This is a genomic window from Planomonospora parontospora, from assembly GCA_014647935.1.
GTDB lineage: Bacteria > Actinomycetota > Actinomycetes > Streptosporangiales > Streptosporangiaceae > Planomonospora > Planomonospora parontospora.
Genome location: BMQD01000005.1, coordinates 66,975 through 89,874 on the forward strand (window position 1 = coordinate 66,975; position 22,900 = coordinate 89,874).

32 protein-coding genes are annotated in these 22,900 nt (G+C 70.7%); 20 read left to right on the plus strand and 12 right to left on the minus strand.

The window, feature by feature from the left end; genetic code table 11:
- Positions 1-105: 105 nt before the first annotated feature.
- Positions 106-1,557, minus strand: coding sequence for a DUF7059 domain-containing protein (locus IEZ07_RS09515; protein WP_191894411.1), 1,452 nt, complete (start codon positions 1,555-1,557; stop codon positions 106-108).
- A gap of 139 nt (positions 1,558-1,696) precedes the next feature.
- Between IEZ07_RS09515 and IEZ07_RS09520 the strand changes: the two genes are divergently transcribed.
- Positions 1,697-2,011, plus strand: coding sequence for a hypothetical protein (locus IEZ07_RS09520; RefSeq protein WP_239319948.1), 315 nt, complete (start codon positions 1,697-1,699; stop codon positions 2,009-2,011).
- A 93-nt stretch (positions 2,012-2,104) separates the two neighbouring features.
- Here IEZ07_RS09520 and IEZ07_RS09525 read toward each other — a convergent pair whose 3' ends face one another.
- Together IEZ07_RS09525 and IEZ07_RS09530 are read right to left on the minus strand one after the other, a co-directional pair.
- On the minus strand, positions 2,105-2,701 hold the full coding sequence (locus IEZ07_RS09525; RefSeq protein ID WP_068900409.1) for a TetR/AcrR family transcriptional regulator: 597 nt from the start codon (positions 2,699-2,701) through the stop codon (positions 2,105-2,107).
- 181 nt (positions 2,702-2,882) lie between these two features.
- Positions 2,883-3,437, minus strand: coding sequence for a GNAT family N-acetyltransferase (locus IEZ07_RS09530; RefSeq protein WP_191894412.1), 555 nt, complete (start codon positions 3,435-3,437; stop codon positions 2,883-2,885).
- Between the two features lie 271 nt (positions 3,438-3,708).
- On the opposite strand from IEZ07_RS09530, the gene IEZ07_RS09535 reads away from it, so the two are divergent.
- The 3 genes from IEZ07_RS09535 to IEZ07_RS09545 all read left to right on the plus strand — a co-directional run bounded on the left by IEZ07_RS09535 (position 3,709) and on the right by IEZ07_RS09545 (position 6,487).
- The gene (locus IEZ07_RS09535) at positions 3,709-4,389 is read left to right on the plus strand and encodes a winged helix-turn-helix transcriptional regulator (RefSeq protein ID WP_239319947.1); all 681 of its coding nucleotides are present in this window, start codon (positions 3,709-3,711) and stop codon (positions 4,387-4,389) included.
- Between the two features lie 49 nt (positions 4,390-4,438).
- A complete protein-coding gene (locus tag IEZ07_RS09540; protein ID WP_239319945.1) occupies positions 4,439-5,224 on the plus strand; it encodes an SURF1 family cytochrome oxidase biogenesis protein in 786 nt (261 codons plus the stop codon).
- Positions 5,225-5,290: 66 nt separating this feature from the next.
- Positions 5,291-6,487 (plus strand): amidohydrolase family protein, encoded by a 1,197-nt coding sequence (locus tag IEZ07_RS09545; protein WP_191894414.1) that lies wholly within the window; start codon positions 5,291-5,293, stop codon positions 6,485-6,487.
- Here the strand turns inward: IEZ07_RS09545 and IEZ07_RS09550 are convergent.
- The 3 genes from IEZ07_RS09550 to IEZ07_RS09560 all read right to left on the minus strand — a co-directional run bounded on the left by IEZ07_RS09550 (position 6,484) and on the right by IEZ07_RS09560 (position 8,953).
- Entirely contained in the window at positions 6,484-6,846 is a 363-nt protein-coding gene (locus tag IEZ07_RS09550) for a YkvA family protein (protein ID WP_191894415.1), read from the minus strand. The two genes, IEZ07_RS09545 and IEZ07_RS09550, sit on opposite strands and share 4 nt — an antisense overlap.
- Before the next feature lie 255 nt (positions 6,847-7,101).
- Positions 7,102-8,070: an LLM class F420-dependent oxidoreductase gene (locus tag IEZ07_RS09555; protein WP_191894416.1), complete on the minus strand. Its 969-nt coding sequence runs from the start codon at positions 8,068-8,070 to the stop codon at positions 7,102-7,104.
- Between the two features lie 208 nt (positions 8,071-8,278).
- Positions 8,279-8,953, minus strand: a complete 675-nt coding sequence (locus tag IEZ07_RS09560; RefSeq protein WP_231647501.1) for a TetR/AcrR family transcriptional regulator — start codon at positions 8,951-8,953, stop codon at positions 8,279-8,281.
- Between the two features lie 23 nt (positions 8,954-8,976).
- Here IEZ07_RS09560 and IEZ07_RS09565 point away from each other — a divergent pair, with 23 nt between their 5' ends.
- Positions 8,977-10,407: a recombinase family protein gene (locus IEZ07_RS09565; protein ID WP_191894417.1), complete on the plus strand. Its 1,431-nt coding sequence runs from the start codon at positions 8,977-8,979 to the stop codon at positions 10,405-10,407.
- Here the strand turns inward: IEZ07_RS09565 and IEZ07_RS09570 are convergent.
- Positions 10,398-11,045, minus strand: coding sequence for a hypothetical protein (locus tag IEZ07_RS09570; RefSeq protein ID WP_191894418.1), 648 nt, complete (start codon positions 11,043-11,045; stop codon positions 10,398-10,400). The two genes, IEZ07_RS09565 and IEZ07_RS09570, sit on opposite strands and share 10 nt — an antisense overlap.
- Before the next feature lie 100 nt (positions 11,046-11,145).
- On the opposite strand from IEZ07_RS09570, the gene IEZ07_RS09575 reads away from it, so the two are divergent.
- The 14 genes from IEZ07_RS09575 to IEZ07_RS09635 all read left to right on the plus strand — a co-directional run bounded on the left by IEZ07_RS09575 (position 11,146) and on the right by IEZ07_RS09635 (position 19,706).
- Positions 11,146-11,382, plus strand: a complete 237-nt coding sequence (locus IEZ07_RS09575; RefSeq protein ID WP_191894419.1) for a helix-turn-helix domain-containing protein — start codon at positions 11,146-11,148, stop codon at positions 11,380-11,382.
- Positions 11,383-11,408: 26 nt separating this feature from the next.
- Complete coding sequence (locus tag IEZ07_RS35550; RefSeq protein ID WP_275413815.1) at positions 11,409-11,534, plus strand: hypothetical protein; 126 nt, start codon at positions 11,409-11,411, stop codon at positions 11,532-11,534.
- Complete coding sequence (locus tag IEZ07_RS09580; RefSeq protein ID WP_191894420.1) at positions 11,524-11,820, plus strand: hypothetical protein; 297 nt, start codon at positions 11,524-11,526, stop codon at positions 11,818-11,820. Before IEZ07_RS35550 ends, IEZ07_RS09580 begins: the two co-directional genes overlap by 11 nt.
- A complete protein-coding gene (locus IEZ07_RS09585; RefSeq protein WP_191894421.1) occupies positions 11,817-14,288 on the plus strand; it encodes a phage/plasmid primase, P4 family in 2,472 nt (823 codons plus the stop codon). Before IEZ07_RS09580 ends, IEZ07_RS09585 begins: the two co-directional genes overlap by 4 nt.
- Before the next feature lie 182 nt (positions 14,289-14,470).
- Positions 14,471-14,632, plus strand: a complete 162-nt coding sequence (locus IEZ07_RS09590) for a hypothetical protein (protein WP_191894422.1) — start codon at positions 14,471-14,473, stop codon at positions 14,630-14,632.
- Entirely contained in the window at positions 14,629-15,363 is a 735-nt protein-coding gene (locus IEZ07_RS09595) for a helix-turn-helix domain-containing protein (protein WP_191894423.1), read from the plus strand. Before IEZ07_RS09590 ends, IEZ07_RS09595 begins: the two co-directional genes overlap by 4 nt.
- Positions 15,341-15,571 carry a hypothetical protein gene (locus tag IEZ07_RS09600; protein WP_191894424.1) on the plus strand — a complete coding sequence of 77 codons (231 nt, stop codon included), beginning with the start codon at positions 15,341-15,343 and terminating at the stop codon, positions 15,569-15,571. Before IEZ07_RS09595 ends, IEZ07_RS09600 begins: the two co-directional genes overlap by 23 nt.
- 170 nt (positions 15,572-15,741) lie before the next feature.
- On the plus strand, positions 15,742-16,128 hold the full coding sequence (locus tag IEZ07_RS09605) for a helix-turn-helix domain-containing protein (protein WP_191894425.1): 387 nt from the start codon (positions 15,742-15,744) through the stop codon (positions 16,126-16,128).
- Positions 16,125-16,955 carry a hypothetical protein gene (locus tag IEZ07_RS09610; protein WP_191894426.1) on the plus strand — a complete coding sequence of 277 codons (831 nt, stop codon included), beginning with the start codon at positions 16,125-16,127 and terminating at the stop codon, positions 16,953-16,955. The genes IEZ07_RS09605 and IEZ07_RS09610 overlap by 4 nt, the downstream gene beginning before the upstream one ends.
- Positions 16,952-17,200, plus strand: coding sequence for a hypothetical protein (locus IEZ07_RS09615; RefSeq protein ID WP_191894427.1), 249 nt, complete (start codon positions 16,952-16,954; stop codon positions 17,198-17,200). The genes IEZ07_RS09610 and IEZ07_RS09615 overlap by 4 nt, the downstream gene beginning before the upstream one ends.
- Positions 17,201-17,218: 18 nt before the next feature.
- The gene (locus IEZ07_RS09620; protein ID WP_191894428.1) at positions 17,219-17,572 is read left to right on the plus strand and encodes a hypothetical protein; all 354 of its coding nucleotides are present in this window, start codon (positions 17,219-17,221) and stop codon (positions 17,570-17,572) included.
- Between the two features lie 2 nt (positions 17,573-17,574).
- Positions 17,575-18,366, plus strand: coding sequence for a hypothetical protein (locus IEZ07_RS09625; RefSeq protein ID WP_191894429.1), 792 nt, complete (start codon positions 17,575-17,577; stop codon positions 18,364-18,366).
- On the plus strand, positions 18,363-18,626 hold the full coding sequence (locus IEZ07_RS09630) for a hypothetical protein (RefSeq protein WP_191894430.1): 264 nt from the start codon (positions 18,363-18,365) through the stop codon (positions 18,624-18,626). Before IEZ07_RS09625 ends, IEZ07_RS09630 begins: the two co-directional genes overlap by 4 nt.
- A 363-nt stretch (positions 18,627-18,989) precedes the next feature.
- Complete coding sequence (locus tag IEZ07_RS09635; RefSeq protein WP_191894431.1) at positions 18,990-19,706, plus strand: DUF8453 domain-containing protein; 717 nt, start codon at positions 18,990-18,992, stop codon at positions 19,704-19,706.
- A gap of 45 nt (positions 19,707-19,751) precedes the next feature.
- Here the strand turns inward: IEZ07_RS09635 and IEZ07_RS09640 are convergent, their stop codons facing one another.
- From IEZ07_RS09640 to IEZ07_RS09650, 4 genes are all read right to left on the minus strand, one after another.
- Positions 19,752-20,060 (minus strand): hypothetical protein, encoded by a 309-nt coding sequence (locus IEZ07_RS09640; RefSeq protein WP_191894432.1) that lies wholly within the window; start codon positions 20,058-20,060, stop codon positions 19,752-19,754.
- 316 nt (positions 20,061-20,376) lie between these two features.
- Positions 20,377-20,838, minus strand: a complete 462-nt coding sequence (locus IEZ07_RS09645; RefSeq protein WP_191894433.1) for a hypothetical protein — start codon at positions 20,836-20,838, stop codon at positions 20,377-20,379.
- A gap of 328 nt (positions 20,839-21,166) precedes the next feature.
- Positions 21,167-21,292, minus strand: a complete 126-nt coding sequence (locus IEZ07_RS35555; protein WP_275413814.1) for a hypothetical protein — start codon at positions 21,290-21,292, stop codon at positions 21,167-21,169.
- A 127-nt stretch (positions 21,293-21,419) separates the two neighbouring features.
- Entirely contained in the window at positions 21,420-21,611 is a 192-nt protein-coding gene (locus tag IEZ07_RS09650; protein ID WP_191894434.1) for a hypothetical protein, read from the minus strand.
- Positions 21,612-21,785: 174 nt separating this feature from the next.
- On the opposite strand from IEZ07_RS09650, the gene IEZ07_RS09655 reads away from it, so the two are divergent.
- The gene (locus IEZ07_RS09655; protein WP_191894435.1) at positions 21,786-22,037 is read left to right on the plus strand and encodes a GntR family transcriptional regulator; all 252 of its coding nucleotides are present in this window, start codon (positions 21,786-21,788) and stop codon (positions 22,035-22,037) included.
- A gap of 507 nt (positions 22,038-22,544) precedes the next feature.
- Here the strand turns inward: IEZ07_RS09655 and IEZ07_RS09660 are convergent.
- Positions 22,545-22,850 (minus strand): HNH endonuclease, encoded by a 306-nt coding sequence (locus IEZ07_RS09660; RefSeq protein WP_191894436.1) that lies wholly within the window; start codon positions 22,848-22,850, stop codon positions 22,545-22,547.
- Between the last annotated feature and the right edge of the window lie 50 nt (positions 22,851-22,900).

A 22,900-nucleotide genomic window follows, 5' to 3' on the forward strand; every position in this document is an offset into this window, starting at 1 on the left:
ACGGGTCCTTCATCCCCCGGATCCGTGCCCGCGTCCAGAGCCTCCCCCGCCCCGTTCAACGTCCGATCAACGATCGATCGCGGGATATCCACAGCCTGTGGATCGTCACCCTGTGGATATGTGGAAAAACCCTTCGGCGATCAGGGACCGGACCCTCTCCATGGTCTCCTCCGGCAGGTCACCGGAGTCGTCCCCGGTCAGGTCCGCGATCGCGGCGAGGAGAGGGGCCAGTGGATAGTCACCGTCGCAGACTCCGGCGAGGGCCGCCTCCACCGTTCCCACCCGTGCGCTGCGCCGCAGTCCCCGCGTCTGCCGGAGCACGATCGTGGCGGGGTCCTCCGCCCCGGGAGCCCCGGTCCGCTCCTCCAGCACCCCCGCGTCCACCACCAGGCGGGCCGCGAGCAGCTCCGCATCCGTCGTCCGGTGCGCCGCGGTGATCGAACCGAGCACCTCCTCCAGGTAACCGCCCACCGGGAGCTCCACCCGGTGGCCGTACTCCTCCACCCGGACCACCGGGTCGAGGCTGCCTGAGTCGTGCAGGGTGATCCAGCCGAAGCCGATGCCCGTGACGCGCATCGCCTCGAACCAGCCGAGCCAGTCGTCGTAGAGCTCGCGGTAGCGGGAGGTGCCCTGCTCTGCGGCGTCGCGCAGCCACAGCTCGACGTACTCGGCCGGGTCCTGGACGTCCCGCTGGACCGCCCAGCCGTCGCACCCCGTCCCGGCCAGCCAGCCGCCGACCCGGTCGCGCCAGTCCTCTCCCTCGACGTGCAGCCAGTTGGCCAGGAGCTGACAGGTGCCGCCGGGGGCGAGGAAGCGGGGCGCCCGCCGTACCAGGTCGCGGCAGAAGCCGTCGGCCTCGAAGCCGGACTCGCGGTAGGTGAACCGCCCGCCGGGGGAGACCACGAAGGGCGGGTTCGAGACGACCAGGTCGAACCGCTCGCCCTCCACCGGATCGAAGAGCGAGCCCTCCCGGGCGTCCACGCCCTCGATCCCGGACAGCGCCCAGCTCAGCCGGGCCAGCTCCAGCGCGCGCGGGTTGACGTCGGTGGCCGTGATCCGCTCGGCCCGGCCGGCCAGGTGCAGCACCTGGACGCCGCATCCGGTGCCCAGGTCGAGGGCGCGCTCCACCGGGCGGCGCGAGACCAGCTGGGCGAGGTTCGCCGAGGCCCCGCCGGCCCCGACGACGTGGTCGGGGCGGAGCGCGGGGTCCCCGGGCCTGACCTTCCGGTCGGAGACCAGGTAGCCGCCGGTCTCCCACGGCTGCAGGTGGACGCGCGGCACGATCCGGGGGCCGTCCGCGGCCAGCAGGCCCGCGGCCGCCAGCTCGACCAGGGGCAGGCCCGCGGGCAGGCCGGCGGCCTCCACCGGGACGCCGAGCCACCACAGCCGGATCAGCGTGCCGAGCGGGTCGCCGTCGCGGGTGGCGCGGAGGGCGGGGACGAGCTCCTCGCGGGCGAGGGCGGTGGCGGCGACGTCGCCGAGACGTTCGCGCACGCCGTCGATGGTGTAGCCGGTCGCGAGCAGCAGTTCGCGGAACCGGTCGAGCGGATCTTTCACGGTTCCATCGTCCCATCACTCACCATATGGAACCCAGAGTGACCAAATCGTTACGCAAAGTGGTAAGCGATCTGTAAGCGTGCCTCAAGCACTTGGCGGTAATCCTTGAGACCCGCACACACGACCTCCAGAAGGATCCATGATGCTGATCCCCTGCCTGGCCTGTGAGTCCCGTTTCCGCCCCGACGAGTACTTCCGCGCCTGCCACGACTACAACCGCGGGCGGGACATGGTCGCCTGGACCTGCCCGCACTGCGGGAACCAGGACGAGCTGCGCGTCCTTCCCGGAGAGCTCGGGTTCGGCTACCCCCGGCGCGGCAGGTTCGACGTGAGCGACCGCGTCCGGGTGCCCGGTCTCCAGCGGCGCCGCCAGGACCTGCGCCTGGACATCTCGCTGGACGAGAAGGTCTGGCGGGTCCCCACCGGACGGCGCGGCCTGGTGGGCGCCCGCTAGCACGGCCCCTCCGGCCCCGCGCCGCCCCGCACCGTCCTGTCCCGCCCGTTCTTCCGGTCGCGCGGCACGCTCCCCACCGGCCGGGCGCGGCCGTCAGGAGGGATGCTTGCGCAGACTCTGCCAGGCGGCCCCGCACATGGCGGCGATCTCCTCCTCCGTGGGCCGGTGCGCCCCCGCGAACCACAGGCGGCACATCTCCACCGCCGGGCCGAGCCAGAGCACGTAGCACATGGTGGGAGGGACCGGCTGGAGCACGCCCGCCTTCATATGCGGCCGCCACCAGTCGGCGACGTTGCGGAAGAAGGCCCGGCGCGACTCGGCGACCTCCGGCCCGCCCGGCTCGTCCCGCTTCGGCGGACGCTCGCTGATCAGCAGGTTGGCCCGCTCGCGGTGTTCGCCGCACCAGGACATGTGCAGCGCCACGATGGCCTCGACACCCTCGCGCGCCCCTTCGTGGCTGCGCAGCTCGGCGAGGAAGGCGTCCTGGTACATGTTCAGGGTCTCGGCGTAGAGCATGCCGAAGACGTGTTCCTTGCTCGCGAAGTGGTGGTAGAAGCTGCCGACGCTGACGCCGCTCTCCTGACGGAGACTGGCCAGCGTGGTCGCCGAGACACCGTCCTGGCTGAACCGCCGCAGGGCTCCCTCGACGATCCGGGTGCGGCCGTCACGTCCGTTCTTGGCATTCTTCACGAGGTCAATGGTGCGGCAACAGAACCTTGTTCCGCAAATGCCCGCCCGTCACCCCGGACCCCGCGATCTTACCGCACCCGGTGCAGCCCCGGCGTCCCGGCCCGATCCCACCGCTCCCTTGCACGGTACAGGCCCTTCACACCACCGGCCCGAGCACCGACGGCCCTCACAGCACCGGCCCTCACAGCACCGGCCCGAGCACCGATGGACTCCGGTCCGCCTCCCGGCGCAGCGCCACCGTCACCTCCACCGTCCCGGAGGAGGCCCGCATGACCGCGTCCGGCCACTCCCTGCCGATCATGGCGAGCACCCTGCGGTTCTCCCCCATGACGTCCATCCCCACCGTCCGCGCGCCCTTCGCCTCGGCCCGGCGCAGCAGCCCGCGGACGAGCCGGGAGCCGAGTCCGAGGCCCTGCCAGTCGTCGGTCACCACCACGGCGATCTCCACCGCGGCGGCGCCGTCGCCGAAGCTCATCGCGTGCCCCACCACGTCGTCCCGGTGGACCGCCAGCAGCACGTCGCGCCGCTCGTCCACCGCCAGCAGGGCGCGGACCAGGCTCGCGGCCGGGCGGCCCAGGCCGGTGAAGAACCGCAGGGTCTGCGTGTGCAGCGACAACCCGGAGAGGAACTGGCGGATCCGCTCCTCGTCGTCCGCCCGAACCGGCCGGATCCCGGCTTCCACCCCCGGCGCCCGGACCTCGGCCTCCGTACCGGGCCACCGGGCCTCGATCCCCACCCCCGGCCACCGAATTCCGGCGGCCGCTCCGGACACCCCGGACCCGGGCCCCCCGCTCCCCGCACCTTCCCTCTGCGCGACCGGCTGTACGACGCGCTGCACGACCGGCTGCGCGGCAGCCTGCACGGCGGGCCGTACGGCCGGCACCGGATCACGGCGCGGGCGTACGAGCTGAGTTCGAATCATGGACTCAGAATCCCGGGATCTCCTGAGTCTGTCAACTAGACTTAGCCTCGTTGGAGGTGGTTCCGTGGCCGCTTACGCTTCTCGTATGAGTGAGCCGACCTTCGGCGACGCGCCCTTCCGGGTGGACAACTGCTCGATCGAACGAACCCTGGCCATCGTGGGCGAGAAATGGACCTTCCTGGTGCTCCGCGAGGCCTTCAGCGGGGTGCGCCGCTTCGCCGACATGCAGGCCGCCACCGGGGCTCCCCGGCAGGTGCTGAGCGCCCGCCTCGCCCGGCTGGTGGAGGAGGGGCTGCTCCGCAAGGTCCCCTACCGCGAGCCCGGCCAGCGCCAGCGCGACGAGTACCGCCTGACCGAGATGGGCCGCGACCTCTACCCGATCATGGTCGCGCTGATGCACTGGGGCGACCGCTACCGGTCGGGTTCCGGCGGCCCGCCGGTGCTCCTCACCCATCGCGGCTGCGGCGCCCTCGTCGAGCAGCGCTTCCGGTGCGCCGAGGGCCACGAGGTCGCCGGGCCCCGGGAGGTCACCCCGCTGCCGGGCCCCGGCGCGCTGAACGTCGCACCGGCCGTCGCGGCCCGCGCGACGCCGGACACCGACACCGCCGGCGACCAACCTCGTGGTGACGGGCCGCATGGTGACCGGCCGCGCGGTGACGGGCCGCATGGTGACGGGCCGCGCGGTGACGGGCCCTCGGCCACCGGACCCGCGACGCCGGACGCGGGGACCACCGGAGCCCCTCCGCGCGGCGGCGACACCCCCTGAGGGCCACTCGGCGGACGGGGCGGTCGGTGCGGTGCCTACCCTTGGTGGCGTGTACCGCTTCCTTCTGACCCGCCGGTGGATCGCGCTCCACATCGTGGTGCTGCTGGTCATCCCCGCCTTCGTCCTCCTGGGCCAGTGGCAGTTCGGGCGCTACGAGGAGCGGTCCGCCGGCAGCGACCGGACCACGGCCAACCTGGAGGCGCCCCCGGTCCCCGTCGCGACGCTCACCACCGCGGGCGGCGCCGTGCGCGAGCAGGACAAGTACCGCACCGTGACGGCGACCGGCACGTTCGACCCCGCCCACCAGCTGCTGGCCCGCCGCCGCGTCCAGGACGGGGCCGTCGGCTTCTACGTGATCACCCCGCTGGTCACCGGCGACGGCGAGGCGGTGCTGGTGAACCGGGGATGGGTCCGGGCCGGCGCCACCGCCGACGCCCTCCCGGAGGTGCCCGCCCCCTCCTCCGGCCCGGTCACCGTCACCGGGCGGCTCCGCCCCGCCGAGACCGAGGAGTCCTCCGGCATCCGCGACCTGCGGGGGCTCCCCGCCGGGCAGGTGATGCTGATCAACCCCGCCGTGATCGGCGAGGGCCTGCCGTACCGCCTGCTCGGCGGCTTCGTGGAGCTGGTCCGGCAGTCCCCGGAGGCCGCCGCCGCGCCCGCGCCGGTGCCCGAGCCGGAGGTCGGCGAGGGGGGCGGTCTCAACCTGGCGTACGGCGTGCAGTGGTGGCTGTTCATCGGGGTCGCCATCGGCGGCTGGGTCCTGCTGATCCGCCGCGAGGCCGCCGACCTGAAGGCCCAGGCCGACCAGGAAAGCACAGAAAAGGTAAACGCTTGACCTTCGGGATCAACACGAGACCCCATCGCTTGTCCAGCGTGACGCCAACGCCGTACCGTTGACCGCGTGACTGCGCCGCTACTGCCCGACCCCGAGCCCAGGCGGCGGGACCATGTGATCATTTCGGTCGACGACCACCTGATCGAGCCGCCCGACATGTTCGAGGGCCGACTCCCGGAGAAATACGCCGAGGTCGCGCCCAAGGTCGTGGAGACCGAGTCGGGCCACCAGGTCTGGCGGTACGGCGGGGCCACCTACCCGTGCGCCGGCCTCGACGTCGGCGCGGGCCTGCCGCGCGAGCAGCGGACGCTCGACCCGGTCCGCTTCGAGCACATGCGCCCGGGCTGCCACGACATCGAGGCGCGGATCGAGGACATGGACCGCGCGGGCATCTGGGCGGCGCTCTGCTTCCCCGGCATGCTCGCCGGCCAGTCGGGCATGGTCTTCTCCCGCACCCGCGACCAGGAGCTGGGCCTGGCGGTCCTGCGGGCCTGGAACGACTGGCACGTCGACGTCTGGGCCGGCGCCTACCCCGAGCGGATCATCGCCCTGCAGCTGCCCTGGCTGACCGACCCCGAGCTCGCGGCCAAGGAGGTCCGGGACAACGCCTCGCGCGGGTTCAAGGCCGTGCTGTTCCCCGAGTTCCCCACCCGGCTGCGTCTGCCGTCGATCCACGGCGAGCACTGGGACCCGTTCTTCCGCGCCTGCGAGGAGACCGGCACCGTGGTCTGCCTGCACACCGGCGCGGGCTCCTGGACCCCGGTGCCCTCGCCCGACACCCCCGTCGAGGCGATCACCACGCTCATGCCGGCCAGCGCCATGTTCGCCTGCGCCGACTGGCTCTGGTCGGGTGTGCCGCTGCGCTTCCCCGCGCTGCGGATCCTGATCGTGGAGGGGGGCGTGGGCTGGCTGCCGATGCTCGCCGAGCGGGCCGACTACGCGCTGGACCACCCGGTCGCCGGGGAGGCGGCCTGGGAGGGCGGGCTGAAGCCCAGCGAGGTCCTGCGCCGCAACTTCTTCTTCGGCACGCTCGACGACCACGCGCTGTCGGGCGTGCGCCTGGCGGTCGGCCTGGAGCACGTCCTGCTGGAGAGCGGCTATCCGCACTCCGACTCGACCTGGCCCGACACCCAGCAGGCGCTCGCCCGCAACCTGGGCAGCCTCCCGCCCGCCGACATCGCCCGAGTGGCCTACGGCAACGCCGCCCGCCTGTTCGGGCACCCGCTCCCGTCCCGGGCGTGGCTCAGGATGGAGCAGATCTAGCGCACGGACCCGGCGGGCCCGCCGGCGGGAGGGCCCGCGAGATAGCGGCGCTCCCACTCGACGTAGCGTCCGCTCTCCCCGAGCAGCGAGCCCATCAGCCAGAGGAAGACGCCGAAGTCGTCGGCCACCCCGACCAGCGCCAGGAAATCCGGGACGAAGTCGATGGGCGAGACCATGTAGAGCACTCCGAGGCCCATCATGGTCAGCTTCCCCCGGCTCATGCCGGGGTACCGGCCGCGCATGACCGAGCCGACGAGCCGCGGCATCGCCCGCAGCCGCGCGCCGAGCCCGGGCGACCCGGGCTTCGACACGTCCCGGTACACCCGCCACGCCTGTGCCGCCCGTGCTGCCTTCGCCATGGGGAACCTCCTCGCAGGACACGTCCGCCGGACCCCGGACTACCCCGCGGTCTTGCGATATAACGCGTGATCCCGGCCTCCGGTTCCCGAGGCCCCGCGCCCGCTCCCCGCAGCGGCCCCGTCCGCACGACGACCTCGCCTCCGGTTCCCGAGGCCCCGTGCCCGTCCCGCACGACGGCCCCGCGCCCGCTCCCCGCAGCGGCCCTGCGCCGCTCCGGCTCCGCCCGGCGCCGGGTCGTCCGCACGGCCCCGCGCTCACTCCGCGTTCGGCGCCAGATCCCGTACGGCCTGCGCGATCGGCACCTCACCGCCGGGAATGGGCGCGAGCACCGGCGTGTCGAGGCCGTTCTCGACGTACCGGCGGATCCTGGCCCGGCAGGTGGCCGCGTCGCCGTGCACGATGAGCGCGTCCACGACCTCGTCGGGGATGGCCTTGAGCGCCGCCTGCCGGTCTCCCGCGGCCCAGGCCTCGTGCATCGGCCGCAGCACGTCGCCGCGGCCCAGCCAGTCGTGGAAGGCCGCGTAGACCGGGACGGTCAGGTAGCTGGCGAGCATCCACCGGCCGAGCTCCCGCACCTTGTCGGCGTCCTCGCTGACGCACACGAACAAGCGGGCGACCAGCTCGGTCTCCGGGCCGATCTCCGCGCGGACCTTCCGGACGTCCTCCGGCGAGAGCCAGTTGGTGATCGCGCCGTCGGCCTCCTCGGCGGCCAGGCGGAGCATCCGGGGCCGCAGCGCGGCCAGCACGATCTTCGGGGCCACCTTGGGCGCGCGCTCCAGCTTGAAGCCCTTGACCTCGAACGTCTCGTACTTCTCGGTGACCTTCTCGCCCGCCAGGGCCTTCTTCAGGAAGCGCAGCGTGTCGCGGGTCCTGGAGAAGGGCCTGGTGAACTCCCCGGCGTTCCAGCGCTCGACGATGGCCGGGGAGGAGGCCCCGATGCCCAGCACGAACCGGTCCGGGGCGAGGTCGGCGAGCGTGGCGGCCGACATGGCCAGCAGGCCGGGACCCCGGGTGGAGGCGGGGACGATCGCGCTGCCGAGGCGCAGGCCCGGGGCCCACTCGTTGGCCAGCGCGAGCGGGGTGAAGCCGTCGACGCCGTTGACCTCGGCCGACCACATGTCGGTGTAGCCGAGTCCGGGGAGCTCGGCCACCAGTTCCTTCGAGCCCGCCAGTGAGCGGTCGTAGAAGGGGACCGTCATCCCCCAGCGTGCGCCCGTCGCCATCATGTGCCTCCCATGCTCCCTGCCCGGACTCCGTCCCGCGGCCCGTGCCGCGGTCCCCGCCCCTGCCGCCGCCCGCCGGTGCGACCGCCGCCGTGGCGGCCGACGTCACCGCCTAGAACGAAATTCTGTTCCAGCTTGCCGTACGGGACCCGGGGGATGTCAACGATCTGACCGTACCAACCGGACGGTATGTTACGGGAACGGGCCGTCAGGAGCGCAGCTCGTGCACCCCGGCGATGAAGTCCTTCGCCACGCCCCGCAGGCCCGGCAGGTAGGACAGGCCGACCAGCCGGTCGACCAGCGGCACGGTCAGGTCGATGAACCGGTGGGTCCGCCGGCAGCCCTCCGAGTCGTCGTGCACCCAGAACAGCACCACGCCCATGGACAGCAGCCAGAGCAGCTCCGGCAGCTCCGCCCTGATCTCGGCGTCCATCCGGTCGGCCGAGCCCTCGACGACCCGGCGGTAGATCGCGATCGACGCCTCCCGCGCGGGCGAGGAGTCGGCGCTGAACGGGCTGAGCGGGTTGCTCGGCTCGGCCGCGTGCTTGAAGAACTTCACCGCGAACTCGTGGTACGGCTCGGAGACCCGCACCCACTCGCGGAGCACCCCGTCCAGGCGCCCGGCCAGGGACCGCTCGGTGGCCAGCACCCGCTCGCACGCCGCCTCGTGCTCGGCCTGCGCCCGGTCGTAGTAGGCCTGGACCAGCGCCTCCTTGGACGAGAAGTAGTAGTAGGCGTTCCCCACGGAGACCCCGGCCTCGGCCGCGATGGCCCGCATGGTGGTCGCCTCGTAGCCCCGCTCGCGGAACAGCCGCAGGGCCGTCTCCACGATCGCTTCGCGGGTCCTGTCGGATCCCCTGGTCCTCCGGGTCGGCTCGGCCACGTCTTCAAGGTAACCTATCGAACATGGCCCCCACAAGAGCGGTTGCGCTGCTGCGAATCTCCGACGACGACACAGGTGAAGCCGCCGGCGTTGAGCGCCAGGGCGTCGACACCCGCAAACTGGGCGGCCGACTCGGCTGGACCATCGGCCCGGCTGAGACGCACGTGGTCGTCGAAAACGACACCAGCGCCTTCAAACGTCGCAAGATCCGCCTCCCCGATGGAACAACCGCCCTTCGCACCGTACGCCCCGGGTTCCGTCGCGTGCTGGAAATGCTCGCGTCCGGCGAAGCCGACGGTCTTCTCGCCTACGACCTCGACCGGGTGGCCCGCGACCCCCGCGACCTCGAAGACCTCATCGACGTAGTCGAGTCCCGCCGGGTGCCGACCGCCGCGGTGACCGGAAGCCTCGACCTCAACACCGACGCGGGAATCGCTCAGGCCCGCATCATGGTCGCCATCGCAAACAAGTCCAGCCGGGACACCTCCCGCCGGGTGGTGCGAGCACTGGAGGAGCTGGCCGAGCAAGGAAAGTGGTCGGGAGGCGGCTACCGGCCGTACGGCTACGAGCCCGACGGTACGACCATCCAGGAGGAAGAAGCCGCCATCGTCCGCGAGATGGCCGACCGCATCATCAGCGGCTGGAGCCCGCACCGCATCGCCACCGACCTCAACAGCCGAGGCATCCGCCCGGCCCGGGCCGAGAAGTGGAAAAGCAGCGCGGTCACCTCCCTGCTCACCGGACCACGCATCGCCGGGCTGCGCACCCACCGCGCCCAGGTCGTCGGCAAGGCCGCGTGGCCGGCCATCCTCCCGATGGAGACGTGGGAAGCCGTATGCGCAGCCATCGCAGGCCGGGCCCGCGGGAACTCGAACAAGCTCACGCGGTGGCTGACCGGCGCGCTGTTCTGCTCCGCATGCGGCCACCGACTCACCGGCTCGCCGGTCGGCGATGGCAGCGCGCATCGGTACTGGTGCAACACCTCCCGGGGAGGGTGCGGGAAGATCTCGATCAACGCCGAGCTCACCGAAGCCGAGGTGGAACGGCAGATCCTCGAGTATCTGGAGATGCCGGGTGTTCTGGAGCGTATCCGCTCCGCCACGTCCAGCAGCACAGCGGATGAGGCCCGGAAGGATGCCTCGGAGGACGAGGCGCAGCTGAAGGAGCTGGCCCGGATGTGGGCGCAGAAGCGGATCACGCTCGCGGAGTACACCGAGGCCCGAAAGATCATCGAGGACCGTCTGAAGGAGACAAAGGCGTTCCTGACAGCGTCCGCGCCGCTCGTGCTTCGCGGCCTCCTGTCGGGGAACGTGCGGGCGAAGTGGGCGAAGAAGACGCCGGCCGAGCGGCGGGAGATCGTCCTCGCCTTGCTTCCTGGGTACCGGGTGATGCCTCACGTCGGCGGTGTGCGAACCTTCGACCCGTCTCGCCTACAGCCCATTGATCATGAGTGAGAAGACGGAGGCAGATGCGGCGCCAGCTCCTTCGCCAGCTGCCGCGTGATGTGCCCGCGGCGGGTGCGGCGCTGGGTGGGCGTCATCTCCCCCATCTCCGCCATTCGCCGGTCACGTTCCTGGTGGAGGTTCCGTCCCCAGAGCTTCTCCGCAGCGGTGTAAACATCTTCTGGACGCAGCCCCAGGCGAGCGGCCAGCTCGGCGTCAGCCTGGAATGAGACAGTCTCCCCGGGCAGAGAGTTGGCCCATCTACGAACCGCACTCCCGGACAAAGTAATGCTCAGACGGGATTGGCCATCGAGCCACTCTCGGTAGTCGCTCAGGTCCACGACGGCGTCAGCGCTGAGCCGCATGTTCCCCTCGCCTGCGAAGAGCCTCGACAAGGGCACCTCATAGGACCCGGCGAGCAGCGTCAGGGCGGCGATGTCCATGCTTTCCCGTCGGCCGCTCTCGATGGAAGCGATGTTCGCGGCCGTCCAAGCGAGTCCATCTGCACGCAGGACATTCGCGGCTTCCTGCTGCGTCTGCCCCCACTGTGCTCGTAGCTGAGCGAGGTTCCGGCCCACGACTTGGCCGACCGCAGGAGCGCTGACCTCGGCCTCTGCGCTTGCGCTTGCTGTTCCTCTGTCTTTTGCCACCCGCTCACGGTAGCAGTTGCTCCCTGCGTTGACATCAGCGAGCAACGCGGTAGGGTGCTTCCTGACTGAAATGCATAGTGCAAATCGGTAAGGAGGATTCATGTCCCCCCGTATCTCTACGACCAGCAAGCTTCGGCAGTGGAGGACGCAGAACAGCCTGACCCTGGAGGATGTCTCCGGTCTCTGCGGGCTCAGCGTCGCCACCGTCAGCAGGGTCGAGCGCGGGAAGAGCAACCTGGCCCCGATCATGAAGGTCAAAGTGGCCCGCCGCCTGGGCGCTCGTGTCCGCGACCTGTTCGACATCGAAGACGTGCCCGAGACGGCGGACGTCGCGTGAAGAACACCCCGCCACCCGCTTATCCCATGCGGCCGCTCATCGACGTCATCGGTCTGCCCAGCCCCGAGCTGGCTCGCCGTCTGGTGACGCTCCTCGGCCTCGCCGAGGCTTCCACCCCCGAGAGCTCCATCGGAGACCCCCATGCCGCCTAACACGAAGAAGGGCGAGCCCGGGAGCACCACCTCCCAGACCCGCCCTGACACCAATGTCGCCATCAGCGCCAACAACTCCACCCCGAAGGTTACCCCGCTGGCCTTCGGCCGTCTCTCCCCCCGCCGCGGCGGCTGGTCACTCATCGTTGACGAGTGCCCGTTCTGCGGACAGCAGCACCGCCACGGCGCCCCCAACGGGCCCGCGACCCGCGAGACCACCCGCATCTCCCACTGCGCGCACGGCCAGGTCCGGTCCTACCGGATCGTGGTCGAGGAGGTGGCGTGACCACCCTGCTCAACGCCGCCCTCGACGCGCACGCCAACGGCCTGTGCGTCATCCCCGCGGCCACGAACGGCACCAAACAGCCCTGGCCCGACGGGCCGAGCTGGCGACGCTACCAGGCCACCAAGCCCACCCCGGAGGAGCTCGACGCCTGGTTCAGCAACGGCACCTACGACGGGTTCGGCGTCATCACCGGCCGCATCTCCGGCAACCTCGAACTCCTAGAGTTCGAGGGCCGCGCCGTCCACGAGGGCGTCACCCGCGACTTCACCGCGCTGGCCGAGGCATCCGGCCATGGCGACCTCTGGAGGAAGGTGACCGGCGGCTACCTGGAGACCACCCCGTCCGGCGGCCTCCACATCCTCTACCGGGTCGACGGCGAGGTGGCCGGGAACACGAAGCTCGCCCGACGACCCGCCACTGCCGAGGAACTCGCCCAGAACCCGAAGGAACGGGTCAAGGTCCTGGCCGAGACACGCGGCGAGGGCGGGTTCGTCATCGTCGCGCCCTCGGCCGGCCGCACCCACCCGAACGGCAACCCCTGGGTGCTCGTGGCCGGCGGCTTCTCCACCATCACCACCATCACCGAGGCCGAACGCGACGCCCTCCACCAGCTCGCCCAGGCCTTCGACCACATGCCCCCGCCGGGTGACCCTGCCCCGACCACCGCGGCCCCGTCGAGCACCCTCTTCTCCCAGCCCGCGCCAGTGCGCGAGGACGGTGAACTCCGGCCGGGCGACGACTACAACGAACGCGCCACCTGGGACGAGATCCTCGCCCCGTGCGGCTGGACGAAGGTCTACACGAGCGGCGGCATCACCTACTGGCGCCGCCCCGGCAAGAACATCGGCATCTCCGCGACCACCGGCCGCAACGGGGCCGACAACCTCTACGTCTTCACCACCTCGACCGAGTTCGACGCGGAACGCCCGTACGACAAGTTCGGCGCCTACGCGCTCCTCCACCACGGCGGCACCCACCCGGCCGCCCTCAGCGCCGCCGGGAAGGACCTGCGCGGCCGCGGGTACGGCAGCCAGCCGACCCGCAACGACCCGCGCGACCTCATCGCGCCCGGCGGCATCGTCGGCAACCTCGCCACCGTCCACGAGCTGCGCCCCGCCGAGGAGAAGAGCGCGGCCGGCCGCGAGCAGCACCGCGGCCACCTCCGGATGGCCGAACGGTTCGTCGCCGAGCACTCCGAGCGCCTGCGCTACGTGCACGGCATCGGCTGGCACCGCTGGGACGGCACCCGGTGGGCCATCGACGACCAGCGCACCGACCTGCAAGCAGCCGTGGCCACGACCAAGAACGCCCTGCGCGAAGCCCTCGACCTCACCGGGCAAGACCGCGACGACCTACTCAAGGACATCCGCAAATCCGAGTCCGCCTCCGGGGCCGAAGGCATGCTGAAGTTCGCCGCCGCGCTGCCACCCATCACCACCTCCTCCAAGGAGCTGGACGCCGACCCGTACCTGTTCAACACCCCCGGCGGCACCATCGACCTGCGCACCGGCCAGGTCACCGCCAACAACCGCGCCGATCTGATCACGAAGACCGCCGGCGCCCCGCTCACCGGCGAGACCAACCCGGACTGGGACACCTTCCTGACGCGCATCCTGCCCGAACAGGAAGTCCGCGCCTTCGTCCAGCGGCTCGTCGGCTACGCCATGCTCGGCAAGGTCACCGAGCACGTCATGCCGATCTGGACCGGCACCGGCGCCAACGGCAAGGGCACCCTGCGCGACGCGCTCATGACCGCCTTCGGCGACTACGCCATCGAGATCGACCCTGCCATGCTCATGGAGTCCAAGCACGAGCGGCACGGCGCCTTCAAGATGCGGCTCCGCGGGGCCCGCCTGGTCTTCTGCTCCGAGACGGAGAAGGGCCGCCGCTTCGCCGAAGCCACCATGAAGCGGCTCGTCGGCGGCGACCCCATCGAGGCGAACCTGATGCACAAGAACCCCATCACGTTCGACCCGTCCCACACCCTGATCATGCTGACGAACCACCTGCCCGCGGTCTCCGGCGACGACCCCGCCGTCTGGCGCCGCCTCCTCGTCGTGCCGTTCGACGTCGTCATCCCCGAGCACGAGCGCGACGGGACGCTCCCCGACCGGCTGCGAGCCGCCGCGCCGGCCATCCTCGGCTGGGTCTATCAGGGATGGCTCGACTACCAGGAGCAGGGCCTGAACCCGCCCCAGGCCGTCAGGGCGCGCACGGAGGCCTATCAGGCCGACAGCGATGCCCTGGCCCGCTTCCTCGAAGAGCGGACCATCGCCAACCCGCACGGGCAGGTGAAGGCCCGCGAGTTGTTCACCGCCTGGACGAAGTGGTGCTACGAGGGCGGCGAGGACCCCGGCACGGAGAAGGCGTTCGCCGAGTCGATGGGCAAGCGCGGATACGAGAAAGGGAAGCGCACCGCGGCGGGCCACCTGTATCGAGGCCTGTTGCTCTCCTCCGACGAGGAGTGAAAACGCGCTGACCTGCGAAAGTGCAGGGTTGTGCAGGGTTCCCCGTAAATCCTCCATACGTGCGCGCGTAGCGACTTTCGGAGAACCCTGCACAACCCTACACACCCCCTCTGACCTGCAGAAACATCGGCGCAACCCTACACAGCCGCCTGACCTGCAGAAACACCATCGGAAGGACTCCCGTGAACCGTCACCCGCTCTCGATGTCCTCGCCCAGCGCCTGCCCCGACTGCACCGCCACCCACACCACCAGACGAGTCGGCCGCATCACCTACATCCGCATCCACCACACCCAGACCTGCCCCACCTTCCGCGCCCACCAGCGCCGCCGGAGCACCCGGTGAACGACCTCCTCCGCCAACCCACAAGGTCGGCGAACACGCCCAGCGAGAATGACCGGTCGTTCTCCTCGCGCGCGATCGTGCGCGCGGGCGCGTTAGACGACCACGGTTCGCACGCGTGCAGCTTCGACCGGTCGAAACCGGATCCGATCGAGCGCGACCGCCTGGCCGCGACGCTCGGCGCGCTGCTGCGGTCCCTGCGGGCCGAGCGCGGCCTGTCGACTCGGGCCCTCGCTGCCCGGTCGACGGTGGCCCGCTCGACCATCACCCGCCTTGAGGCAGGGGAGCGCCGGCCGCGTCCGGCCGTGCTCGACGCGCTCGCCTTCGGCCTCGACCACGAGCACCCGGGCCCGCTCGCCGAGCTGCTCCGGGCCGCGGCCGGGGAGTCGCTGCGCCCGGACACTGCGGCGGGGCTCCGACGGAGGGCTCGTCGCCGGGCTCGGGCGGAGCGGGAGGTGCGCCTGCTCCGGGCCGCGCTGTCTCGGGAGATGGGGCGGGCGCGGATCCGCGCCCGACAGCTCGCCTTCGCGGTCGTGAACGCGATGCCCGTCCCGCCGGCGGGCCTCCTCACCGCGGCCCAGCTCGACCATCTGGAGGCCGAGGCCGCGAAGGCGGAGGCGATGCGCGAGGAAGGTCTACGCCTCGACCGGCGCGCGGACAACCTAGCGAGGTCCTTGTCCTGGCCGTACCACCCTCTGGAGAGGAGCCATCTTGAGCGACACCTCGAAGCGTGACCCGCTGGACGTGACCACGGACGGCAAGCCGGACATCGCGAAGATGCGGAAGCTGCTGCGGGAGCTGCAGAAGGAGGAGCGGGAGCGGAGGCTCGCCCAGGGGCGGGGTAAGCCGCGGACCCGTCGGGAGTGGGAGATGTGGAGCGGGGGCGTGCGGAAGCGGCTCGGCATCCCGGAGGAGGAGGGCGAGGGTGATGACGTTGTGTGACGCGCTTTCGGCTTATACCAGACAGAATCCAAGCTCTGTTAGGTATAAAAACGCTCTGACCTGCGGCGATTCACGAAGGCTGTCCATCTTCCCGCGAGAAGCGGACACGAGTGGACAAGCAAGGCGGTCATGCATGGTCATGCAGTCGCCCACGGTGAACGAGTAAGCCCGTGGCGCCCCCGCCCGAACTCGGCCACCTCCTCCGAGACGACGGCAGCGTCGTCATCCCGCCCGCGGTCGCCGCCCCCGTCCTCCGCCTCCTCACCATCGGCCTGACCGCACGCGTGCGCGCCGACGGCGGCGAGATCGGCCCCACCGCCCGCCGCGTCCTCCACGCCCTGCACGAGGCCGCCGAGCGCCACGACCGCGCCGGTTTCGCCGACGAAACCCCCGCTCCGGCCACCGGCATCGTGGAATCGACGGTTCATGAGGTGGCCGTTCGGATGGGGTGCTCCCCGCAGTACGTCCGGCGTCTGTGCGCGTCGGGCGTACTGCGGGCCCGCCGGGCCGGCCGCCAATGGCTGATCCAGGTAGACGACCAGCGGGGAGCGGCATGAAGACCATTCAGGAGCTGATCGAGGCCGATGACGTCGGCCAGGTCAACGAGCAGGACGTCCAGCAGGCCGAGCAGGAGGCCGCCGAGGCCGAGCAGCTCGTCGACGCGCTGGAGAAGCGCGTCATCGACGGCGACGAGGACATCACCGTCGAGCAGATCACCTCACAGCGGGAGCTCGGCCGGTTCGCCCGCCTCCGTGCGCAGGCCACCGCGAGGAAGGCGGAGCGAGCCCGCCGGGCCGCCCGGCTGAAGGCCCTCGACGAGCTGCGCGCCGAGATCGAGGCGTACGCGACCGACGGCGGCGCCCACCTGGCGAAGCTGGCGAAGGAGGCCGAGGACGCCAACGCCGCGTTCCTGGCCGCAGTCGCCGAGCGCAACACCCGCCTGCAGACGTGGCGAAAGCTGATGCTCGGCCACGAGGTGCCCAGGCACGCGAGCCCGATCACCCCGCCGGCCGAGCATGCCCACCTCGGCCACACCGACGCCGGGCAGATCATCGCCGGGCAGCGCCGCATGAACCGGGTGGACGCCGACGAGTGGTTCGGCCACATGATCCGCGCGGCTCTGCATCGCGCCGGCACCGCGGTGAAACTGCACCTGGGCGGCCGGACGGTGACCGTTGACCCGGCCAGCCGGGATCAGGTGGCCGCGCTGGCCGGTTACGCCAGGCTCGCCCAGGTAGACGCTCCGGCCGGGGAGGCGGATCCGAACCTGCGGTTCTTCCTCACCTCGGGCGGGAGCGTGCTCGCGCTGGACCGGGAGCCGAACGCGGCTGAGGCGCGCGGAATCGAGCGGGAGCTCTCCCGGAAGGAGGCGGGGGGCGCGTGAGCGTGCAGCGTGATGAGGAGTGGCTGGAAGCGGCCACGGCTGAGGAGATCACGAGGGCGCTCGACGCGGGCGAGTTGAACGAGTTGCTCGGTCGGTCTGTCCCGGCCCCCCTCCCCCCTGAGGGGCAGGCAGATGCGGCCTGGTTGGCGTCGGCGAGTCTGGAAGCCGTATCGCGCGCCTACGACACGGGCCAGCTCGACCAACTGCTCGGCCGGCCAGCCGCTGACGCCACCGCGAACGAGTAGCTCGTGGAAGGCGAGGGGGTGACCATCCCCGCCCCGCTGTGCGGCACCGTGTGGCGCACCCTGCGGGGCGCGCTCGCTCGGCACCGTGCCGATGGTGGCCACCTCGCCCCGGGCGTCGCCGAACTCCTCGAGGAGCTGCGGGCCGCCGCGCTCACCCACACCCTCGAAGCTTCCGGACATTCCACAACCCAGGTTCCGGACATCAGCGCATCCTCAGGAGAGGTCCACACGGACCGGCTCGCGGGTCTGCTCGGCTGCACTGACCGCCATGCACGCCGAGTAGCCCGCGCCGCCGGCCTGAAGCAGACCCGCCGTGGCTACTGGGCTGCGGCCGACGTCGCCGCCTTGGAGGCGGCCAGACGAAGGAGATGAGCATGGACGGCGACGCGCCCCAGTCGTACGACCTCGCTGCCGACGGCTTCGACCTCCCCGCCGTCGACAGCACGACCCCGCTCCCCCCGATCCGCCAGGATCCGGCCATCGCGGCCGGGCTCGCGGCCGCCGACACCTACCCGGCCCAGATCGAAGCGATCCGCGACGACCACACCCTCAGCGACCTGGAGAAGACCGAGAAGCTCGCCCAGGTCCACGCCGAGCAAGAAGCCCGCATGCAGGCGCTCGTGGAGAACCTGTACGGCCGCCGCCGGGCCCGGCTCGCCCTACTGCAGCAGGAGATCCCGACCGGCCCCGGTATCCCCTCCGATGCCTCCGCCGCCGACCGGGCCGTGCTCAACACGGCGTTCCGTGCCGCCCTGGAGCAGGCACGCGCCGCGGACTTCGACCAGCGCAAGGCGATGCTCGCCGACGCGGTCCGCTTCGACGACGAGCCGACGCTCCGCGCGCTGCTCACCGCGGCCGGTGAGAACGGCGACAACCAGCTCCTCGACGCCTGGGCGGGCGCCACCGGCAAGACGGACGTGGTCACCGAGATCCGCCGTCTCAACGCGCAGCTGAACGGCAACCACGACGGCCTGCTGTGGGAGGCGAAGGCGCTGCGCATGCCCCAGCGGCCGCCGGAGGTGACCCGGCTGCTCGAACTGCGGCAGAAGGCCGCGCAGGAGGAGGCCGAGCGGGAGCGGGAGCGCGAAGAGCGCCTCGCCCGCCGTCTCGGTGTCCCCGTCCACGCCGTACGCCGCCAGAAGGCGGCAGAGAGGAATGCCTCATGACCATCAGCAACCCGCTCAACCACGGAGTCGCCTTCCCCCGCCCAGGGGACGGCCAGGCCCAGGCCATCCCGTGCACGTGCCCGCTCGTCGAGTTCACCGTGAAGCTGCCGGCCTTCGAGGTTGCCGCGCTGGAGGCGAAGGCGGCCCACGACAACACCACCGTCCAGGACATCGCGCGCGGGCGCCTGTCCGGGTTCGGCAACGCCTACCCGCTCAACCAGGACTTGGCCTACCGGGACCCGTGCAAGGCGATCCAGTGACCCGGCCGATCAGTCGTTCGGCGCCGAGGGCCGGGCGGATGCGCTCGCTACCGCGGTCGGCCTCATCACCGCCTGTCGGTCCGGAGTATCCAACGAGGAGCTCGGCGAGCAGACCTGACACGGTACGGCTCCCGCCGAGCGCCGGGGGAGCCGTAAGCAGGGCTTATAGCTTCTGACCGGTCCATATGGGCGCTTCGCCTCATCGCTCCATGGCACTGATGAGCTACAAGGTGTAGCACCTACCTCCTCCCGAAGTGACCAAGAGTAGTTATTTGGTGTCACTTTGCAGATAGATGGAAATAGGGTGCAAGCGTTCCACCTTGCGTTCGGTGACTCATCCGTCATCGAACGTAAGGAGTGGCTATGTCCCCAGCAAGCGGTCCCGAGTGGACCGACATCATCGCCGTCCCGATCGCGACCATTTCCGTCGTCATCGCCATATTGGCCTGGCTAGCTGCGAGGATCCAGGCCAATATGGCCCAGAGCCAGGCAGCAGACGCACAGAGGGCCGCCGACGCGGCGAAGGAACAGGTCGCCCTTGGCAAGGACCAGCTGGACGTCGCTCTCCGCCAGCTCGAGCTGGAGCAGCAGGTGCGCCGCGAGCAGCAGGAGCCGTACATCGTCGTCGACATCCAGCCGTCGGCCTTCGTGAACAGCGTGCTCCTGATCGTGATCGAGAACACCGGCCCCACCGTGGCCAGGAACGTCCGGATCAAGTTCTCTCCGGAGATCGAACGGTTCATGGACACCGACGGGTTCGGCAGGTTCGTCCTGGCCGAGTCGTTCCTGTTCAAGAACGGGATCCCCTCCATGCCGCCCGGCCGCCGCATTGAGCTTCTCTTCGACCTCGGGTTCAAGCGCCTGAACTCCGATCTGCCCAAGGAGTACACGGTGACCGTGGACTGTGATGGGCCGGGTGATCGACCGGTCGAAACGATGGTCTACAAGATCGACCTCCGGATCTATGAGGGCACCGAGCAGCTCGGAGTGAGGAACATCCACGACGGCGTGAAGATGCTGGAGAAGGTCAAAGATGAGCTCAGTGGCATCAGGAAACTGCTGCCGGGGCCGCGCGGCTGAGACTCATGGCTCCCGTTGGCACTCAGCGGGAGCCGTACGGCACGCTCAACGCCCTGACGACCTCAGCTTGGCGATCCGCGCCTGCTTCTCGGCGGACTTCCGCCGGCGGGACTCCGCCGACTTGAGCGCGTTCTGCTTCCGCCACGCCGTGCGCGCGGACTCCGCGGCGGCCCGAATGTGAGCCTTGCCGCGCACCTTCCCCTCGGCCTCGATCTTCTTGATCCAGTAGTCGAGGTAGACGGGGGACGCCGCGGTGGCTGCGGCGGTCCGCTCGGACCGGACAGCGGTCTGCGCCCACGACCTGTGGGCGGCGATGCTGCGCTGAGCGGATATCCGCTCTGGGGAAGTCGCCATGTCTCCACGCTGCTCCTCGCCGGCGGGGTTCCGTAAGAGCCCGGAGCGTAAGGGGATGCCCCCCGCGGGCGGGGTGAGGCAGCTTCCCAAATGGTTCGGGTTCGGTGGTCCCAGCTCGCGTGGGATCCGTGTCGTGACCCGTGAGGGCGCACGGATCGACACGTGTCCATTCACGGATTCCGACCCCGACCATGACCTACCTGACCTTGGCGATCACAGATCACACGGATCCTGGTCGTGAACGAGAACGGCCCCGCATCTCCCTATCCAAGAAGTGCAGGGCCTACGGCTCACCCTCTCAGATCATCCGTGACGCTCAGGATCCGAGGATCTCCTTCACCTTCGCGGTGAGCTTCGTCCCGGACGACGGCGTCGACAAGAACTCCTCGGCGTCGAACGACGCCCTCTCGCCCTCCATGGTGAACGTGTTGACCTGCGCACCGTCGGTGCCACCTCGCACCTCGTAGACCACGTCGAACTTCTGGTCATCACCGAGGTCGGGCCCCGAGTAGCCCGGGTTGATCCGGTAGGTGACGTTGCAGCCCGCCGACCCGAAGCATGCCTTCTTCAGGACCTTCACCTCGATCTCGAAGTCCGATGGGGACGGCGTCGCTTCTGCCTGCGGAGCGGGCTCGCTCTCCGTGGCCGCGGGCTCTTGCGCGGGCTGATCAGCCTGCTTCGGGGAACTCGCCGTGGTCTTCTTCTTCCCGGCGTCCTCGGCCACGTTCGCGATGGCGGCGACGCAGCCGCCCAGGAGCACGATCGGCAGGCCGATCACGAGGAGCCAGAACGCCGGCCCCCTGCTTTTCCTCGGCGGAGGTGGGGGCGGGTAGCCAGGCGGGCCGTACTGGGCTGGTCCTGGGTGGGGAGCCATGCGCACTCCTGAGTAAGGGGGAAGTAACAGCCGGTAGACGCCCCTGGTCTATAGGGGGTTGCCAGTACAGCGCGAGGTAGTTGGGGCTCCTGGTGTGTGGGTGGCCTCGCTCGTCCCTCCACAGCGTGTGAGCGAGGCCACCCACGCCGGCCGGTCCCCAGTGATGCAGGGAGTGTGCTCCGGCCGGAGCCCGGCCGCCGAGGTACGGGAGCGGGTCGGCGGCCGGACGGGGCTATGCCCGCTGCTCCAGCTCCGGCGGGCGCGGGTAGCCGTGCTCGGCCAGCACGCGGTCGAGGAGCTGGTCCGTGGTCGGGCCGGGCCGGGCGGCGAGGATCTCGTCGATGTCGGTGAACGTCATGGCTGGTGGGGTTGGCCGTTGGGGCAGGCGTAGCGGCCCGGGTCGGGGAGGCGGACCTCGAGGGCGACGTATCGCCAGCCGTTCATCGTCAGCGCGCGGGAGACCGGCTTCCCGCAGTGTCGGCAGGTCATAGTTCGGCCTGCTCGGCGAGGGCGACGGCCAGGAGGACGGGCGTGGCCGCGGTGACGGTCCGGCCGAGGCGGGCCGCGTACCAGTGCCCTCCGTCGCTGCTCCAGATGGACCAGCCGGGGAAGGCGTCGGCGAGCTGAGCGCGGGCTTCGTCTGGTGAGAGGGCGGGACCGACCATAGGGTGGTTCATGGTTCGGACCTCCGATGTCCGATCAAGGGCCCGTCTCGACCTTCACCGTCGGGGCGGGCCCGTCACGTTTTACAGGCTGCCCGATCACTGTACGTTCTACTCGTTCAACTCGTACAGTCTGTTCAATACGGACCGTATGCGCAGGTCATAAGGGCTGTCCTTAACGTGTTGAGCATGACCGTGGACCAGCTCGACCCCACCCCGCTCTGGGAGCAGCTCGCCGCGATCCTCCGCGAGCGCATCCGCTCCGGAGACCTGGAGCCCCGCCAGGTCCTGCCGTCGGAGTCGCAGCTTCAGCAGGAGCACGGCGTCGCCCGCGGCACCGTCCGGCGGGCCATGCAGGCGCTCGGGGAGGAAGGGTGGACGGTGACCGTGCAGGGCCGAGGAACGTTCGTCGCGCCGCGGGAGTCCTGGCCCAAAGGGTGAACGATGTGCTGGCGTAGCTCTCGCGTCGGGTTACAACTATTCGCTCCGGTTCTGTCACGCTTAGTTGCATAAGCGAGATCATTCATAAGTGCGCCGAGTGCGCCGATGCGTCCATCGTCATTCCCGCGGGGGACTGGAACGCCGTCCAGCAGCCGCTGATGAAGCAGTGGGACGAGGCCCACAGCGCGGAAGCTCACGACGGCGAGGCCTTCGCGGCCGAGAGCGACAACTTCCTGAGGGACTGACCCGGCCCATCTCCGTGGCCTTCAGGGTTGTTCCGGAGGGGCTCCGGAAGGGTCTAGAGGGTCTAGCTCGCAGGTCATGACGGCTAGAGGCTGGCTAGGCCCTGGCCGAGAGCTAGACCCGCTCTAGACCCTTCCGAGGGCCGTTTTCCGCGGTGCCCGGGGAGGGTCGACCGGGTCGACCGTGCAGGTCAGGACCGGTCGACCCGGGGTAGACCCTGTTTCGGAGGTCGACCCCAGGTAGACCCTCCGGTCGACCCGGGGTTCAGGCGGCCAGCTGGCCGGCCTCCGGGCGGGCCCCGGCCAGCAGGAGCCACACCAGCGGCCACGGCAACCGGTCCGCCTTCGCGTTGTTGCACGGCTGACACGCGAGCACGAAGTTCCACGGCTTACTGGTCCGCCACATGCACAGCGGCACGTAATGGTCGAGCGTCCCGTCGGCGGGGTCGTCGAACGGGATCCAGCAGTAGAAGCAGCGGGAGCCGTCCCGGGCGGCCAAGCGCCGGCGGAGCTCCCGGCCGCTCTCGCCCCGGGTGTGCCCCGACCGCCACCTCTTGCGCTTCTTGCTCATCAGCGGGTCCTCCTTCCAAGAGGAGGCCCGCCCCGGGACGACGCCCGGGA